Here is a 15,798-nt window from a genome sequence, read left to right as displayed (position 1 = left end):
TAACAGGTATAGCCGTTGCAAAGTTAGGGCAGGTATGTGGCTCCTCAAAAAAAGGGCATAAAAAAACCCCTTGCATAAGGGGTTTTCCTATCGGTGTAGAGCTACTACAGGCGCTGTACGTTCACCGCGTTGATTCCCTTTTTGCCTTCTTGCGTATCGAAAGCTACTCTGTCGTGCTGCTGAATTTGCAAGCCATTCAAGCCTGTTACATGCACAAAGAAATCTTCATTCGTTTCATCTTCGGTGATGAATCCGAAGCCTTTTGACTCAATAAAAAACTTTACTTTTCCTGTCTTCATAAAAATGAAAATAAATAATTTTTAAATAAACTGTCTGTAAGATTAAAAAATAATTATATATATGCAAATAATTATGTAAAAGAAATTTGCTATTTGATTTGAGAAAAGTATAATGTAATTACCAAGTGTCCTGCACCTTCATTATTTTTTCAATCAACTCACGCACAGCACCCTTACCTCCCTCCTTTGTGGAGATATACGTGCATACTTCCCGTATATCATCAGCAGCATCAGCAGGGCAGGCCCTCAATCCGCAACGCTGCATAGCCTCCAGGTCTGGCATGTCATCGCCCATGTAGGCCACTGTAGCAGGATGGATGCCCTGCATGTACAGGTAGTTTTCCAGCGTCTCTACTTTATCCTCCGCTCCCAGGAAAATGTCTTGGATCTCAAGTTCCTCTAAGCGCACGCGTACCCCAGGCTCGTTTTTGGCAGAAATAATGGCCACATTGTAGCCTTGACGGATGGCATGCTTGATGGCAAAGCCGTCTTTGATGTTGAAGGCTCGTACTTTCTCCCCATCGGCAAATACATAAAGCAAGCCATCGGTTAGTACACCATCCACATCAAAGACGAAGGTATTGATGCGCGATAAATCAGGTTGTGTAATAGACATAGGATAAAAGAAAAAGGCCCTCTCAAATGAAAGGACCTTTAAAAATATAGATTTATTTTAATATTACGAACTTTTCAGGTCTGAATGTCAGCTTAGTCCTGGTTATCACGCCACTCATATACCCAAGCGGCCTGGATCTGCTCCAGATGCCCTTCATTGGACTCTTCGCGTTTGCCAGCAAAGTTAGGCAGTGACAGGACCCACTCCAGTAGCTCTGTAAAGCGGATGCGGTATATTTTCGACTCGTTGAAATCATCGCCAAATTTCTCGTACAGGGCCATGGCTATGTCCTCGTAGTCATTCCAGTGAATTGGCGGTTCATAATTCTTATCCATGTCTTCTTTCTTTTCGGTGTTGCTATATGTTTGATCGTTCCTTCTTAGTGACCCAGGAAGTCTTGTGAAGGGATGGTTACTACAACGTCTTCGTTGCCTTGTACAACGCACTGGCAACCCAGTCGTGAGTTAATGCGCGGATCTACGGCACGGTCAATGTAATCTTCTTCCTTGTCCGATATCTCCGGCAGGTCATTCATGCCAGACTCAATGTATACATGGCAGGTACTGCAGCCGCAAACACCACCACAGTTATGCTGCAGTTTGATATCGTTGTTAAGGGCCACGTCCAACACCGACTCACCTTCTACCGCCGGATGAACCTGGTCGGGTGAGCCATCGCTAAACTTAAATGTTATATTTACAACTTTCATCTGTCTTACTATTTAAGGTGCAAAGTTATGAAACCCGCCTTCCGATTCAAAGCCGGGCGCTTTATACCTTCTTGGAATAAAACAGCAAGCCTGCAGAATAGGTTACAAGCCGCACAGTTACCCTTTCAGATGTTGGTCTTGTATGCTTTGCGTGAGCAGCCGGTATACCTGTTGATAAGCAGGTTGTTCTTGCAGCAACTTTAAGTGCTCCGCTATCACATTATGATCGTGGCGTACTGCTGGTCCTGTCTGCACCTCAAAGGGATGTTGTTGCATCGCTTTGGTTATCGTTTCTTGAATAAGTGGCTGAAGTAAAGCTGTTGGAAGGTCTGCCTGCTCCAACAACTCCCGGCTTATGCCCAGCAAATGATTGGTGAAGTTGCAGGCGAACACAGCCGCCAGATGAAGCTGTTTTCTCTTAGAGGAACCTACCTCGTGTACCTGTTCTGAAATACTATTTGCTACTTGCTGCAAACATCGTAGTGTTTCTGGTTCAGTAGCTTCCAGCAGGATTGGGATATTTTTGAAGTCGACCGTTTTAGACTTAGAGAATGTTTGCAACGGGTAAAACACCCCTGTCTGTGCGCCTGCTATACCTTGCAATGCTGCTAGCGGCTGAGAACCTGAGGTATGAACCACAATCGCATTTTGAGGGACCTTTAACTGTGCTGCCACGGAAGCCAGTGCCGCATCAGGCACCGCAATCAGGAACAGTTCAGCGTCAATGTTACTGAAATCCAACGAGTCCAGTACCAAAGCGGACGCCAGCTCTTTTGCCAGTTCTTCCCGATGGGACGGGGTTGGGCTATACACTGCTACTGTCTTATGTCCAGCGTGTTGTAAGGCTTTGCCCAAGTGCCAGGCCACGTTGCCAGATCCTATAATAGCTGTGTTCATGGGTTTGAATCAAAATTTGTTTGAAGCCATTTTTCCACTTCTGACAACGGGACTGTGTAACACTCCATATCATCCCCTTCAGAACCTACGATAGCTGTATAGTCAAAATCTAGTCCCTTGCTCAAGAGCATGTAGTGCGCCTTCATGATTGTGGCTGGGTGAAATTCTAATACTTGGCATTTTTCAGCGAAAAGAATATTCGTAAGGCCAGCGCCATGCGAAGAAACGACGGCCTCAGCATCATAGAACAATTGGATTTGATCTTTGTAATCGAGCTCTTCAGCCCATACCGTCATGAATCCAGATTTTTCCAATAGAAGGATTAAGTCATGTTCATTCAAGATACGTCGAAGCCTGGCCTTCGAACGGCTGACGTAGACGCGCTTCTTAGGGTTATTGCGCTTTATGCCATAGCCATCCCAAAGCTTTTCCCTTAGCCAATGACTGACATTGGGTGGTAGATAAGCGCTAAAAGTTGCCGCTACAAAAGACGGAAGATAAAAGTTAGCTATTTTGATCTTATGGTGCTTACTGATATACTTTAGTCTGATGTGAGGATAATCCCGCAGCAAATAATTCAGCATTTGTTTTTGGTAAGGGTGTGCCCCGCTCCACATCAAAAGCGTGACTGGCTCCTTTATCAGCTGCGTAATAATATAGACACGTGGCAGGCAGTCAATCAACCAGTGTGAGATATTGTTGTCAGCCCAGTGGCTATGTTGTATGGTCGTGTATACTCCGTCTGTGTAGGTATGTGGAAACAGCAAACTGAAATCCCGAAAAGCCTTCGTTTCTGTAAGTCTTGTTACACTAGAGGCAGACTCAATAATCAATTTATGGTTGAGCATAATAGCTCCGGTATGACTCAGAAAGGTGACATCTTTAAGTTTAAAGACCGAAAGCTCTTTTTGCCTGTGCCCCAAAGCATAATCTGATTCAAAATAATTATAGGAGGCTGCACAAGCTTTCAGAAACGCCCTTTCTTCTTCTGTAAACTCTAATTCGTATTCTTCTGTCAGGTTAATTTTCTCTCCGCGGCCGTGGAGGTAAGAGAAGAAGGGATAATAATTGAACAGGCGTAAGGTCACGTAAAAGGCACTGTTAATTTTACGTTCGAGTATTTTGAAAAAAGCAGATGCCATACCTTGCCTAGTGAATTGTAATTTCTTCTATACCTGAAATCTCAGCTGCCACTTGCGAGAAAGAGCTGTAATAGGAGCCTAGTACTTTGTTGGTTTTAGACAAGCAATATAAATCAATCAAAGCTTCCTGTATGCCTTGGGCAGAACTTCTGCTATAGCTGCTTTTCGGGAATGTTGTAATCCTGTTGGGGTATCTATCTAGCAATTTTTTTTCCGTTTCTTCACAATCTGTGGCCAAAAAGAAGTTCGCGTTGCTTTTATCAATTTCATGGTCCATCGCGCTGATGAAACTTTGCATTGGGCTGTGTCTGGTGGCTATTATATGGTCGCTACGGCGTACATGTACACCCACTGTATGTGAAAAGCGTTTGCTCAGTTCATCTATCTGACTTTGTAGCTTGTCGATTGGTATGAAGTTCTGTGCGTAACATTGGCCAGGGGCCAGTTTCCAGGCGGAACAAACGAAAGCACTCCCTTTGGCCTGTAGTACCTGAACCAGCGGATTGATGTATTTGAAAGATTGGACCTCATAGTCCTTCATATCCCGAATATGTTCAGGCTGTACAGCCATGTCTAGTTGAGCTACTGCATACTCAATATCCTCATACCAAACTTCTGCCGTGATATCTAGCGCTGTTTTAGTCAGTGTATACAAGCTTTTCTTAATGATGCTTTTCGGCTTAGTGCCCGGTAGATAAGGGAACAAGGCCTTTTTCCCTACCCACTGTTTTTCTTCTATTATGTCGAAAGTTGGAGACGGCTGGAACAGATCAGAATATCTGCAGTTTAACCAATGGTCTCTTCCCCAGAATACAACGAGTCTTTTCCCAATTTGAGCTGCCAATGTAACGCCCGAATCTATGGCTCGCATTCTATTGCAAAGCCCTCCTACAGGTTTAAGGTATAGTTTGTCGACACTGTTCATTAGAAGGCTAAAGGTAATCAAATGATTGGCTTTCTGTCAATTTTCAGGGCATTGCAAACAGCTTAAACAAATAAGGCAGGCTTTTACAAGCCTGCCTTATCCAATGATGGTTCAGTATGATTACGCCACCTGTGCTTTTCTCTCTTCTTTCACCTTCGCAGCTTTCCCTTCACCACCATTGCCTTCTCTGTTACGGCGCAGAATCGCCATTACAAAGCCGATGGACATGATGATAGTGCCGATCCAGAGGATGTTCACAAATGGTTTTTCCATTGCTTTCAGGATGATGTAGTCCTTCTGCGTTACATTCACACCGATTTTGAATTTGTGGTTCTCGGTGTCGATGTTCAGGAAGGTGATGCGTATGCCTAGGTCTTCAATCACTTCAGGCACGCGACCCATCATTTGATCTTTGATCATCAGCACGGGGTGGGCATGGTAGTTCTTGCGCTCGCCCATGATCTTCATGGCAGCCTGAACCGCTACGTCGCCTTCGGCTAACTGTACGCCGGGTACTTGCTCGATTTGCTCAATGCCGTTGAATACTGCGATGTAATCGTTGATCACAAGCGTGTCACCTGCTGAAACTTCATACTCCTGGAGTTCGCCCCAGTCCTTTTCTTCATTCGGGTCTGGCACGGTGGAAACGTGGGTATACAAGTCTTTACCTAGGAAGTGCTTGATGTCAGGAGAAGCAAGAAGTCCCATGTTCGGGTTTACCTGCGCTCTTGGGTATAGCACGAAGTTTTCCTTTTCGCTGGCATAGCTTACTTCATAATAGGTGTTTTCTGGAGATACAAGCTCCAATGTGTCACCAGTCTGGAAGTATACCTTGTCCTTCACCTGAATATTGCCACGGGCGATGGCCGTGTACATGTCGTCCGTCTGGTACAGGAGTTCCTTGTTTACATAACCTGGCACGCCTTTCACTTCCTGGAACTGACCGTGGTAGCTTACCTTGAAGCGGTCCATCTGCACCGGTGTGTTGCGCCACAGGAGCACGTTGTCGCGGTTGATTTCATCCGGAAATTCACGTGAGTAAAGCAGACCCGAATTGTTCTGCGAGATGATGTTGGAGTAGCCTGACGAGAACAGAATGCCAATCAGCATAAGTGCTATACCTATGTGCGCTACAGCACCGCCTGACAGGGTTATTTTCTTCTGCAATAGACCGAGTATGATGCTGAAGTTAGCGAACACCGCGAACAGTGATACCACAAACAGTAGGATGTATACTGGGTTATCAAGCTTGAATGTGAAGATATCAAACTTGTTAGACAGGATAATCACTAAGCTGGCGAACAGCAGCGTGAGCATCAGCGGCATAGTAATAGCGTCTTTGAAGCTCTTCTTGTTCGCTTTTTTCCACCAGAGTAGCTGGCCTATACCTGTTAGGATGGCGATGGCTACACCCGCCCATAGCTGGAACTTGGTGTAGTGTGCAATCTGGTCGGCAGGCAGGGCAGCGTTAGACTCTATACCTATGAAGCCAAGGAACGAGTTATACACAGGTATAGACGTTGTTACAAGTACTTGGAAGGCGGCCAAGCACAGTACGGCAGCACCGATAAATACCCAGAACTCCGCACTGTAAGTTGATAGCTCTTTCTCTGTCGTCGGGATTTTCTTCCAGTTGTATACTAAAAGTCCAATAGCTAGTACGGTGAAAGCCATCATGTACGTGAACAGCTGACCTGACAGACCTAAGTCAGTGAAAGAGTGCACCGAGGCATTGCCCAGAATACCACTTCGTGTCAGGAAAGTCGCGTACAGAATCAGAACAAAAGAAGTGATTACCAGGATGAACGTAGCACGCAAACCTTGCTTGCTGCGGCGGTAGGCAATCATGGTATGGATACCACCCACCAGCACGAGCCACGGGATGTATACCGCGTTTTCCACAGGGTCCCAGTTCCAGTAGCCACCAAAGTTCAGCGTTTCGTAAGCCCAGTAAGCACCCATCATGATACCGATACCCAACGTTACGGCAGCAAAGTGTGACCATGGCAATGCAGGACGAATCCACTCACTAAATTTGCCTTTCCAAAGACCGGCTATAGCAAAGGCAAACGGAACAAGAGAAGCGGCATAACCTAAGAACAGGGTTGGAGGGTGAATCACCATCCAGTAGTTCTGCAACAGCGGGTTCAGGCCTGTGCCGTCAGCTGGCTTAAAGTTCGGGTCCATGGCAAACACCGGAGCGTCAGCCATAAAATCGCGCATAAGAATGAAAGGGGAGGAGCCCAGCTTAAAGTCGCCAATCACCACACCCAGAATCATAGACGAGATGAAAATCTGTACGAAAGAGAAGATGGCCATTACAGGCGCTTCCCATTGTTTGTTCTTCTTACCAGCATTCATCAGCACCACGCCCAAGGCCACGTGCCAGAACATCCAAAGCAGGAATGAACCTTCCTGACCTTCCCAGAAGCAGGAGATCATGTAGTGCACCGGCAGGTGGTTTGACGAGTGGCTCCAAGCGTAATAGTACTCGTAGCGGTGCTCGTAAATGATGTTGAAAAGGCTGAAGATAATGGCCACAACCGCTAGCGCGTGCACATAAAAGGCACCGCGGGCCAGCTTGCGCCAACTCGTATCACCGCTCTCTTCGGTTTTCTGGCGCGCGGCCATAAAATAAGCATAGGAGGCTACGATGGCCGCTACAAAAGCAACAATCACACTGGCGTGGCCAAAGTCTCCAATTAGCGTATTAATCATCTTGGTAAGTTAGAAAGTTAGAAAGTTAAAAAGTTAGAGAGATTAACCGGATGGTGACACTCTCAACTATTAACTGATTTATATACCTGCGGTGTTGGTTTGGATTTCGTTCTCGGTGTACTTAGACGGGCACTTAAGAAGTATCTTGTCGGCCACAAACACTTCATTCTGCATGTTACCTGTAATCACAACTTGCTCAGAGCGTTCGAAGTCCTGTGGTTTTGGGTTGAAGTAGACCACACGCTGTTCAAAGCGGTTGGTGTCCACAAGGGTAAAGGAAAAGTAATTCGGGTCTTTCAGTGGGTCGTACTGCATACCTACAATGTGGCCCTGGTCATCTTTCTTGAGGCGACCTACTACGTGAACTTTAGTAGAACTGCCGTCTTTGGCTAACTCAATAGCATCGCCAAATGAAACGTAGGTACTCGCATCGCCAGCCGTGGTCATGATAATGCCGATGGCCATGGCGATAACGATAATGCCGATGATGTGTGACTTTTTCATCTTTATCTGAATATAGATACTCTGTTTCTGTTAGCCTAACACACGATTGGACGTTTTAAATCCATCGCAAATAGGGATATTTATCATTTTTTGCCCTGTCAGCGCAAAAAATAAATTAGCGGTTCACGTACTCGTCTTTCAGCTGTTTTTCCAGTCGGCCCACCTTGCGGTCGAGCGCGATCAGGTAAAACAATACACCTGCCAGCACAGTCAGTAGCACGGCTACCACCACGTAGATTTTACCATCCTGGCGCAGGGTGTCGGCCATTTCGATGTTTTGCTGCGGAGCCGACGAAAACTCTACCATTTGATCTTGCGCCATGGCTGGCTCAAAGGCGATCAACACGCCGAGCATAAAGCAGCAAATGGCCAGTATTCTAAACATTTTCATATATGCGATGTCTCAGTAATTCGAATCTTGATTTGACGTTTACTATCCAAATGCCTAGCAGCGTCCAGGCGAGCACAGCAGGGTAAAACACCAGCCGCAGGCTACTATCGAGGTCGTAGGCGTTAAAACCGGGGTTGCCACCATTGCCCGGGTGAAGCGAATCAGTCAGGCGGGGGAGGATGAACAGCAAAGGGATAAGGGCCGCAAAAGCGAAGATGTTATACACGGCGCTGATACGGGCACGTTGCTGTTGCTCAGCAAAAGAGCTGCGCAGCACGAGATAGGCAAAGTAAATCAGCAGGCCAATGGCCGCACCGTTCTGTTTTGGGTCGTTGCTCCAGTACTCGCCCCACGTAAACTTGGCCCATTCCATACCTGTTACGATACCCAGCACGCCGAACAGTATACCCACTTTAGCGGCTTCGTGTGCGATGATGTCGTTTTTGATGCTCGGCTTCCGCAGGTATTTAATGGAATATACCACTGATACCAGCAAAATCAGAATCATTCCGAACCACATGGGTACGTGGAAGTACAGGTTGCGGATGGTTTCATTGAGGATGGCTAGTCGGGGAACATCCGACAGCATACCCACCGCTACAGTAAACACCAGCAGCAGCACAGTCAGTATTTTCCACCAGTTCTTCTTCATGTTCCTTCTTCTCTTATTTTGATGGAGTCAGCCTGCGCCTTCTCCCATCTTACTTTTTATTTCTAACAGTCCTGTAACCTAAATTGTCGCAAAATTTTACCTGAACTGCCTATTAATTTTCATTGAATCAGCTATTTATACCTTGTTTTGGTTCAGCTATACCTTATTTGCCGAAGCCATTCCTTACGAACGCCAAAGGTACGGGAACAAAATATAAGAAACAGTGACAACGATCATGTTTATGGCAAGCAAAGTAAGTAGTTCGTCGAGGCTGGCAGCCCGCTCCAGCCCATCCATGGCGTTTTTGGACATCTTAATGAGCATGAGCAGCATAGGCACAATCACCGGGAAGCTGAGCACTGCCATAAGTGTGCTGCTGTTCGCAGCTTTGCTGGCTATACCTGAAATCATGGTCAGCGATGTGGAAAAACCAATGGCTCCCAACAGAATACTCAGCAGAAACATAGGGGTGTCTTGTACAGGGTTTCCTAGCACAAAGGCGTAGAATACAAAACAGATGAGCGCCAACACCAGCATCAGACAGGCATTGTATAGAATCTTGGCCAGAATGATACCTTGCGGACTCACAATGGAGTAGAAGTACAGCAGTCTGCCACGGTTCTCCTGCATAAAGCTCTTGGCAATGGCATTCACCGACGTGAACAGCAGGATAATCCAGAACAAGGCGTTCCAAACGGGTACTTGTAGCGCATTCGAGCGAAGCCCGAAGCTGAGGTAGCAGACGAACACCGTGCTGCTGACGTAGAGCAGCATGCCGTTGAAAGCATACTTCTGCCGCCACTCCAGCAGGAAATCTTTCTGCATTAAGTATATGACTTCTTTGAACAGCACCTTCGTAATTTTGCGCAAAGGTACGACACAAATTGTATAATTGCTAAACTGGGGGTGGTGAGGGCCGATGTGTTAGGGCGGGAGTCATTATAGTTGGCTACGTCGTTTGTCGTCTTTCAGAGCCCGTCGGAATATCTTTCCTGTAATTGTGAGTAAAGCCAACATAAAAAAGGCGCAAGTTTGAAAACCTGCGCCTTTAAGAAAAGTCTTTTACTAATGGAAGCTACGCTACGCGAACCAGCAATTTAGTCCTCCTTCTTTTTCTTCTTCTTTTTGTGTTTCACCACCTTGGCTTCGCGGTAGAAAATGATTTCTTCTGCTATGTTGGTTACCTGGTCACCCACTCTTTCCAGCTTTTTGATAATGGAAAGCAAGGCAAGTGACTCAGGTATACGATCTGGGTGGGCTTTGATGTACTTAGTGATCACAGTGTCAGACTTGCGGTAGATCTTGTTCAGCACCTTGTCACGCTTGATCAGGTCCTTGGCTTGTTTCGGATCATCTTCTTTGAAGGCCGTGCGGCACTCTGCAAACATGGCTAAGGCTTCGTCATACATAACCAGTACTTTGGTAAGTTCAATCAGTTCCGGGTCAAGTGGATGACTGAGCTTGCAGGCAAAGCGGGCTATGCCTTCAGCCGTGTCGCCAACACGTTCGAGGTTGGTGTTGATCTTCAATATGGCTAGCACGGTGCGCAAGTCCACGGCAACAGGAGTGAAAAGAGCAAAGAAGTTTTCGCACATACGATCGATCTTGATGTCGTAGTTGTTCACCTTCCGATCAAGCTTAATGATTCGTTGCGCTAGTTCAACGTCGCCGTTTACAACAGCTTCGCGGCCACTGTTCAGTTGGTACTCCACCAGATCCCACATCTCCAGCAATTTTTCCCGCAGGCGGTTGAGTTCTACATCTATATGAGGCATTCGTGTATAGGTTTATTTGAGTGAGACTATATTTATACGTGAATCATTAGTGGACGCCTATCAACCGAAGCGGCCTGTAATGTAGTTTTGGGTGCGGGTGTCTTTCGGGCTCGTAAATATGGTTTTGGTTTTGGCGTATTCCACCAACTCCCCCATATAAAAGAAAGCGGTATAGTCACTCACACGGCCTGCCTGTTGCATATTGTGCGTCACGATCACGATGGTATAGTCCTTTTTCAGGTCATAGATCAACTCTTCAATCTTGGCAGATGAAATAGGGTCAAGCGCCGAGGCGGGTTCGTCCATCAGAATCACAGAAGGCTGTATGGCCAGAGCACGCGCGATACAGAGCCTCTGCTGCTGACCACCCGAAAGCGCCAGCGCCGATTTGTCGAGCTTGTCTTTTACTTCGTCCCAGATGGCGGCTTGCTTCAGTGATTTCTCACAGGCCTCCTGCAGGATTTTCTTGTCCTTTATACCCTGGATCTTCAAGCCATAGACCACGTTTTCGAAAATGCTTTTCGGGAAAGGGTTGGGCTTCTGGAATACCATGCCTACTTCCTTGCGTAACTCGTCCACCCGGATATCCTTCTCGTAAATATCGCGGCCGTCCAGCAAAATCTGCCCATCAATGTGAAAGGCGTCGATGTAGTCGTTCATGCGGTTGAAGGTGCGCAGGAACGTGGACTTGCCACAGCCTGACGGACCGATAAAGGCGGTCACGGCTTTCTCTTCCATGGCGATGTTAATGCTTTTGAGCGCATGGAAATCGCCGTAGTAGGCGTCGAGGTTAATGGCTTCTAACTTGCTGTATTTTTTAGTCATGGGTGATAACTTACCATTTTATTTTCTTTTGCTGACGGTAGCGCAGGTATACTGCAATGCCGTTGAGCAGGAAGGTAATTAATAAGAGAATAATAATAGCCGCTGCCGCATTGGTCAGGAAGGCTGCCTGCGGACGTGACGTCCAGTTAAAGATCTGAATAGGCAGCACCGTGAACTCGTCCATCGGCGAACTCGGCACGAACGGTACGTAAGCCAAGGCGCCGATCACGATAAGCGGAGCCGCTTCACCCACTGCCCTGGAGAGCGCCAGAATCACCCCGGTGAGGATGCCGCCAAACGAAGCAGGTAGCACCTGATACCACACCGTTTGCCACTTGGAAGCGCCCAGCGCGAAAGAGCCGTCGCGGATTGTGCGGGGCACGGCACGGATGGCTTCGCGGGTGGTCACGATGATGATCGGCAAAATAAGCAACGAGAGCGTGAGTGCGCCAGCCAGCAAAACGCCACCTAGATTCATGAAGCGCACAAAAAGCTCCAGACCCAGCAATCCGTAAATAATGGATGGCACACCCGCCAGGTTGGCGATGTTGATTTCAAGAAAATTGGAAAGCCTTGTCTTTTTCGCATATTCTTCCAGGTATACGCCAGCGGCTATACCTAGCGGAAAAGCAATTATAGCAGACAATACCAATATCCAAAGCGTGCCTGCCCAGGCGGTAAGTATACCTGCGCTGGCGGCACGGCGTGACGGCAGGCTGGTCAGGAAGTCCCAGTCTATTCGGGCTACCCCTTCAATTACGATGTCGATCAGGAAGATGGCCAGCACCACCAGGCCGATGAGCGTACAGAAGACGCCAAACACCTGAAAGGCCTTGTCCTTGAGGCGGTTTTTCTCGGAGTTAGTCATACTTTTCCTGATATTTCTTTTTGATCCAGAAACTGAGGTTGTTCAGCAGAAACGTAAACACAAACAGTGTCATACCTGCCGCGAAAATGGTGCGGTACTCCAGCGAGCCGTGCGGCACGTCACCCAAACTCACCTGAACGATATAGGTGGTGATCGTTTCAATCGGTACCAGCGGATTCAGCGTGAGGCGTGGTTGCTGACCTGCGGCAATGGCCACGATCATGGTCTCGCCAACTGCTCTGGATATAGCCAGAATCACTGACACCAGTATACCTGACGAAGCAGCGGGTACCATTACCCCAAAGGCAGTTTGCAGTCGGGTGGAGCCCATGCCATAAGCGGCTTCGCGCAAAGAACGGGGCACGGCACTAATGGCATCTTCACTCAGCGAGGAGATCATGGGGATGATCATAATGCCCATCACAATACCTGCCGACAAGGCGTTGAAACCAGCCAGGCCAGGTATAAACGATTGCAGAAACGGTGTTACCACGGTCAGGGCAAAGAATCCATAAACTACTGTGGGGATAGTAGCTAGTACTTCCAGCAAAGGCTTTACGAATGTTTTAAAACGGGCGTGCGCATACTCGTTCAGGTATATAGCAATGGTGAGGCCGATCGGCAACGCCACCGCAATGGCGATGATGGTGGTCAGAAAAGTGCCTGCCACAAGTGGCATTATACCAAACTTTTTGTCGGCAAAGAGCGGCGTCCATTCCTTTTCGGTAAGAAAGCGCACAATAGACACTTCGCTGAAGAACAGCACTGATTCCGAGAGCAATACCCAGATAATGCTGACCGTGATCAGGATGGTGATGGCTGCCGACAGCCACAGCAAGCCTTCGATAATTTTCTCCTGTACTCTCAAGGTGCTTATGGTTTTAGCGCAGGTATAGCCTTTGTCTCCGCGGGCTATACCTGTGCTGTGTATTTCAGGAAATTATTGCTGATTGGTGGCAGTTGCAGCAGCGCCTTTAACAAACTGCTCGAACTTCTGCTTCTGCTCTTTGTAGAGGTTATCGGGCATGCGGATGTAGCCTACTTCTTCGCTCAGATCACCCGCATTGTCGAGGTAAAAATTAACGAAGTCTACTACCTCTGGTTTTTCAATGGCCTTAGAACTTACATAGATGAAAAGTGGACGTGATAGCGGAGCGTAAGAACCGTCTTTCACCGTTTCCAACGATGGCAGAATAGCGCCAGCGCCGTTGTCTACAGGTATAGCTTTCAGCTTGCTCTTATTCTCCTCGTAGTAAGCGTAGCCAAAGAAGCCAAGTGCCAGTGGGTCTGTTGATACGCCCTGTACCAACACGTTGTCGTCTTCGCTAGCCGTATAGTCGCCGCGGCTCGAGTGGCTCTTGCCTACGATAGCCTCCGTGAAGTAATCATAAGTGCCAGACTCAACACCCGCACCGTACAGGTGAATCTCCTGATCAGGCCACTCCGGGCGAATCTGGTTCCAGCGCTTGATGGTGCCCTGTGCTTCAGGCTCCCAGATTTTCTTCAATTCAGCTACTGTGATGTCCTGTACCCAGTTGTTTTCAGGGTGCACAACCACTGTCAGGCCGTCATACGCTACCGATAGCTGCACAAAAGAGAGCCCGTTTTCAGTGGCAACCTTCTCTTCTTCGGCGTTCATAGCGCGGGAGGCATTCACAATGTCGATTTCGCCACGAGTGAATTTCTTCATGCCGCCACCTGTACCAGACACGCCCACGGTTACTTTTACATTCGGAGCTTCGCGGCGGTACTCTTCGGCCACAGCTTCTGTAACAGGGTATACCGTAGATGAACCGTCAATCTGGATGGAACCTGACAGGTCGTTGTCGCCTTCCTGGCTATTGCCGCCACATGAGGTAAAGGCAAGCGAGGCGCCCAATAAAAGCGCTGCACTCAGTTTAAAATTGGTAAGGCTAAGGTTGAGCATACAATTCGATTTTGGTTTATAAGTTGAGTGTGTTTGGTTGGTTTGTATTGAATTGTGCTGTTAAGCGGGTATACTGTTTTGGTAATCAGGTAGTTGTTTATAAAGCTAATTCCATCTGTAGTCGGAACTGGGTCCTGTTTTCAAGTCCCGCTTCCTGTATCAGGGTTACATCACTCTGTACTTTAAGGGAATGCCCCACGATGTATCTAGAAAGACCCAAGGTATACTGATCCTGATTTCGCAAGCCTGTTTCGGCTGTTGGATTGTAGTCGGTGTAACGCCCTGCCACTTCCCAATTGCTTGGAAAGAGGTAGCCTGCCTGCAGGTTCAGGGCAGTGCCCGTCACGAAGGTTTCCTGCACACTGCCTAACTCGTCGCGCAACACCACTGGGCCGTTAGGGGCTTTGCGATTGGCATATTCGCCCATGGCCGAAAAGCCGCGGTACTTAAACATGCCATCCACAAACCAGGTGCGCAGATCGCGCGTGTCACTTAGGAAGTCGCCGAGTTGGGCCTGTTCGCGTGCGGCGTTAGTGTTATAGTCGAAGGAAGCGGCCAGGGAGAGTTTGGGCGTTTGCTCCCGTTCAATGTCACTGCTTACATAGTCGCCGCTACCTTTAAACTCACCGAAAGGAAGTAGTTCAACTCTGCCTGTGTAGTCATACCCGCCTGTGTTGTTCACGGTAATGTCACGGCCTTCCCCCATCGAAATGGAGCCTATCTCTCTTAACACTACTTGTCCTAGCTGGTGCTCGTGATGTAGTTGCAAACCCGCATCACGGTCCAGGTTAAAGCGTGAGTTGAGTATGCTGCGATCCACAAACTGAAGTTTCTGCGAAGAAATGACACGCTCCCGGTTGCCAGGCAGTTTGGTCTGTCCCACCCACAGTTGCAGGTTAGGGGTAAGGGCCCATTTGGCCACGGCGTCGAGTATGATGTTGTCGGCATTGTTGGTGACATCCGGCACGTCGCTTCCGATGTCGCTATTGCTCAGGCCAAGCTCTATTTTGTATACCAGTCTGGGGGAGAAAGCAAAACCATCGAACTTAAGGCGGGCCCGTCGAACAAGGAAACGGTCTTCCCAGTTTTCTGTGCTCGGGTCGTGTCCACCCTGGTAAAGCAGCTGAAAGCGTGCGCCAAGTTGCATGCTAAAAGAAGAGTCGGCAGCTATAAATTGCAGGCCTTTACCAAATCTGTTGTTGATGACGGTTTGGGCTTGTATGTTAAAGGTGCTGAGGCAAATAAAAAAGAGCGCAATGAGCGCACTTTTGGTGTAGTGATTCACGTGCTGTATTAGTTAAGGTGAGAATTAAGCTAATGCCATGCAATTGTTCTGGGTTAAGCTGCGGTAGTCTAAGCCGCGCCTTGTTTTTGCTTTTTCAGGATTCACAATGGGTAGTCAGGCCATTTATGCTGTTCCTGAATCACGCTACAAAATAACGCCTCTAGTATTACCTGAAGGTTATGGCCATATTACGAATATGTTAAGGTTTGGGGTGTGCGGAGGAGTTTACGTATAAAACACTACAGCCGCTGGTTCTGTAGAACCA

18 protein-coding genes are annotated in these 15,798 nt (G+C 47.8%); all 18 read right to left on the bottom strand.

Translation table 11 applies throughout. The features are described 5' to 3' along the window. Nucleotides 1-104 precede the first annotated feature (104 nt). Nucleotides 105-299 (bottom strand): cold-shock protein, encoded by a 195-nt coding sequence (locus AC5FX6_RS17015; RefSeq protein ID WP_076669063.1) that lies wholly within the window; start codon nucleotides 297-299, stop codon nucleotides 105-107. A 118-nt stretch (nucleotides 300-417) separates the two neighbouring features. Beyond that, entirely contained in the window at nucleotides 418-915 is a 498-nt protein-coding gene (locus AC5FX6_RS17010) for a KdsC family phosphatase (RefSeq protein WP_493598158.1), read from the bottom strand. 92 nt (nucleotides 916-1,007) lie between these two features. Then, nucleotides 1,008-1,250 (bottom strand): Fe-S cluster assembly protein IscX, encoded by a 243-nt coding sequence (gene iscX, locus AC5FX6_RS17005; protein ID WP_493598157.1) that lies wholly within the window; start codon nucleotides 1,248-1,250, stop codon nucleotides 1,008-1,010. A 44-nt stretch (nucleotides 1,251-1,294) separates the two neighbouring features. Continuing rightward, the gene (locus AC5FX6_RS17000) at nucleotides 1,295-1,624 is read right to left on the bottom strand and encodes a 2Fe-2S iron-sulfur cluster-binding protein (protein WP_493598156.1); all 330 of its coding nucleotides are present in this window, start codon (nucleotides 1,622-1,624) and stop codon (nucleotides 1,295-1,297) included. Between the two features lie 117 nt (nucleotides 1,625-1,741). Beyond that, the gene (locus AC5FX6_RS16995; protein WP_493598155.1) at nucleotides 1,742-2,521 is read right to left on the bottom strand and encodes a Rossmann-like and DUF2520 domain-containing protein; all 780 of its coding nucleotides are present in this window, start codon (nucleotides 2,519-2,521) and stop codon (nucleotides 1,742-1,744) included. Then, nucleotides 2,518-3,663, bottom strand: a complete 1,146-nt coding sequence (locus AC5FX6_RS16990) for a glycosyltransferase family 61 protein (protein WP_493598154.1) — start codon at nucleotides 3,661-3,663, stop codon at nucleotides 2,518-2,520. Before AC5FX6_RS16990 ends, AC5FX6_RS16995 begins: the two co-directional genes overlap by 4 nt. Before the next feature lie 7 nt (nucleotides 3,664-3,670). Beyond that, nucleotides 3,671-4,534 (bottom strand): O-fucosyltransferase family protein, encoded by an 864-nt coding sequence (locus tag AC5FX6_RS16985; protein WP_493598153.1) that lies wholly within the window; start codon nucleotides 4,532-4,534, stop codon nucleotides 3,671-3,673. A 174-nt stretch (nucleotides 4,535-4,708) separates the two neighbouring features. After that, nucleotides 4,709-7,306 carry a cytochrome c biogenesis protein CcsA gene (gene ccsA, locus AC5FX6_RS16980; RefSeq protein ID WP_493598152.1) on the bottom strand — a complete coding sequence of 866 codons (2,598 nt, stop codon included), beginning with the start codon at nucleotides 7,304-7,306 and terminating at the stop codon, nucleotides 4,709-4,711. Nucleotides 7,307-7,384: 78 nt separating this feature from the next. After that, nucleotides 7,385-7,810, bottom strand: a complete 426-nt coding sequence (locus AC5FX6_RS16975) for a cytochrome c maturation protein CcmE domain-containing protein (protein ID WP_493598151.1) — start codon at nucleotides 7,808-7,810, stop codon at nucleotides 7,385-7,387. Nucleotides 7,811-7,925: 115 nt separating this feature from the next. Beyond that, nucleotides 7,926-8,201, bottom strand: a complete 276-nt coding sequence (locus AC5FX6_RS16970; protein ID WP_493598150.1) for a CcmD family protein — start codon at nucleotides 8,199-8,201, stop codon at nucleotides 7,926-7,928. After that, nucleotides 8,188-8,853: a cytochrome c biogenesis protein gene (locus AC5FX6_RS16965; RefSeq protein ID WP_493598149.1), complete on the bottom strand. Its 666-nt coding sequence runs from the start codon at nucleotides 8,851-8,853 to the stop codon at nucleotides 8,188-8,190. The genes AC5FX6_RS16970 and AC5FX6_RS16965 overlap by 14 nt, the downstream gene beginning before the upstream one ends. Nucleotides 8,854-9,036: 183 nt before the next feature. After that, on the bottom strand, nucleotides 9,037-9,678 hold the full coding sequence (locus AC5FX6_RS16960) for a heme exporter protein CcmB (RefSeq protein ID WP_493598148.1): 642 nt from the start codon (nucleotides 9,676-9,678) through the stop codon (nucleotides 9,037-9,039). 272 nt (nucleotides 9,679-9,950) lie between these two features. After that, nucleotides 9,951-10,628, bottom strand: a complete 678-nt coding sequence (phoU, locus tag AC5FX6_RS16955; protein ID WP_493598147.1) for a phosphate signaling complex protein PhoU — start codon at nucleotides 10,626-10,628, stop codon at nucleotides 9,951-9,953. A 60-nt stretch (nucleotides 10,629-10,688) separates the two neighbouring features. Continuing rightward, nucleotides 10,689-11,453 (bottom strand): phosphate ABC transporter ATP-binding protein PstB, encoded by a 765-nt coding sequence (gene pstB, locus AC5FX6_RS16950; RefSeq protein ID WP_493598146.1) that lies wholly within the window; start codon nucleotides 11,451-11,453, stop codon nucleotides 10,689-10,691. Between the two features lie 10 nt (nucleotides 11,454-11,463). Beyond that, nucleotides 11,464-12,321, bottom strand: a complete 858-nt coding sequence (pstA, locus tag AC5FX6_RS16945; protein ID WP_493598145.1) for a phosphate ABC transporter permease PstA — start codon at nucleotides 12,319-12,321, stop codon at nucleotides 11,464-11,466. After that, complete coding sequence (pstC, locus tag AC5FX6_RS16940) at nucleotides 12,314-13,189, bottom strand: phosphate ABC transporter permease subunit PstC (protein WP_493598144.1); 876 nt, start codon at nucleotides 13,187-13,189, stop codon at nucleotides 12,314-12,316. The genes pstA and pstC overlap by 8 nt, the downstream gene beginning before the upstream one ends. Nucleotides 13,190-13,261: 72 nt before the next feature. Continuing rightward, the gene (locus AC5FX6_RS16935) at nucleotides 13,262-14,248 is read right to left on the bottom strand and encodes a PstS family phosphate ABC transporter substrate-binding protein (protein WP_493598143.1); all 987 of its coding nucleotides are present in this window, start codon (nucleotides 14,246-14,248) and stop codon (nucleotides 13,262-13,264) included. Between the two features lie 97 nt (nucleotides 14,249-14,345). Then, nucleotides 14,346-15,533, bottom strand: a complete 1,188-nt coding sequence (locus AC5FX6_RS16930; protein WP_493598142.1) for a porin — start codon at nucleotides 15,531-15,533, stop codon at nucleotides 14,346-14,348. Nucleotides 15,534-15,798 lie beyond the last annotated feature (265 nt).

The sequence above is a fragment of the Pontibacter sp. LHS2 genome, from assembly GCF_058932845.1.
Note: the sequence above shows the minus strand (reverse complement) of the source record. Positions and strands in the feature narration are given on the sequence as shown.

Excerpts from the sequence above, each read along its gene's own strand:
- phoU (WP_493598147.1), bottom strand. The coding sequence starts at position 10,628 with ATGCCTCATATAGATGTAGAACTCAACCGCCTGCGGGAAAAATTGCTG.
- AC5FX6_RS16970 (WP_493598150.1), bottom strand. The coding sequence starts at position 8,201 with ATGAAAATGTTTAGAATACTGGCCATTTGCTGCTTTATGCTCGGCGTG.
- AC5FX6_RS17010 (WP_493598158.1), bottom strand. The coding sequence starts at position 915 with ATGTCTATTACACAACCTGATTTATCGCGCATCAATACCTTCGTCTTT.
- AC5FX6_RS16960 (WP_493598148.1), bottom strand. The coding sequence starts at position 9,678 with ATGCAGAAAGATTTCCTGCTGGAGTGGCGGCAGAAGTATGCTTTCAAC.
- AC5FX6_RS17015 (WP_076669063.1), bottom strand. The coding sequence starts at position 299 with ATGAAGACAGGAAAAGTAAAGTTTTTTATTGAGTCAAAAGGCTTCGGA.
- AC5FX6_RS16995 (WP_493598155.1), bottom strand. The coding sequence starts at position 2,521 with ATGAACACAGCTATTATAGGATCTGGCAACGTGGCCTGGCACTTGGGC.
- AC5FX6_RS16985 (WP_493598153.1), bottom strand. The coding sequence starts at position 4,534 with ATGCGAGCCATAGATTCGGGCGTTACATTGGCAGCTCAAATTGGGAAA.
- AC5FX6_RS17000 (WP_493598156.1), bottom strand. The coding sequence starts at position 1,624 with ATGAAAGTTGTAAATATAACATTTAAGTTTAGCGATGGCTCACCCGAC.
- AC5FX6_RS16965 (WP_493598149.1), bottom strand. The coding sequence starts at position 8,853 with ATGAAGAAGAACTGGTGGAAAATACTGACTGTGCTGCTGCTGGTGTTT.
- iscX (WP_493598157.1), bottom strand. The coding sequence starts at position 1,250 with ATGGATAAGAATTATGAACCGCCAATTCACTGGAATGACTACGAGGAC.
- AC5FX6_RS16975 (WP_493598151.1), bottom strand. The coding sequence starts at position 7,810 with ATGAAAAAGTCACACATCATCGGCATTATCGTTATCGCCATGGCCATC.
- pstB (WP_493598146.1), bottom strand. The coding sequence starts at position 11,453 with ATGACTAAAAAATACAGCAAGTTAGAAGCCATTAACCTCGACGCCTAC.
- ccsA (WP_493598152.1), bottom strand. The coding sequence starts at position 7,306 with ATGATTAATACGCTAATTGGAGACTTTGGCCACGCCAGTGTGATTGTT.
- pstA (WP_493598145.1), bottom strand. The coding sequence starts at position 12,321 with ATGACTAACTCCGAGAAAAACCGCCTCAAGGACAAGGCCTTTCAGGTG.
- AC5FX6_RS16935 (WP_493598143.1), bottom strand. The coding sequence starts at position 14,248 with ATGCTCAACCTTAGCCTTACCAATTTTAAACTGAGTGCAGCGCTTTTA.
- AC5FX6_RS16990 (WP_493598154.1), bottom strand. The coding sequence starts at position 3,663 with ATGGCATCTGCTTTTTTCAAAATACTCGAACGTAAAATTAACAGTGCC.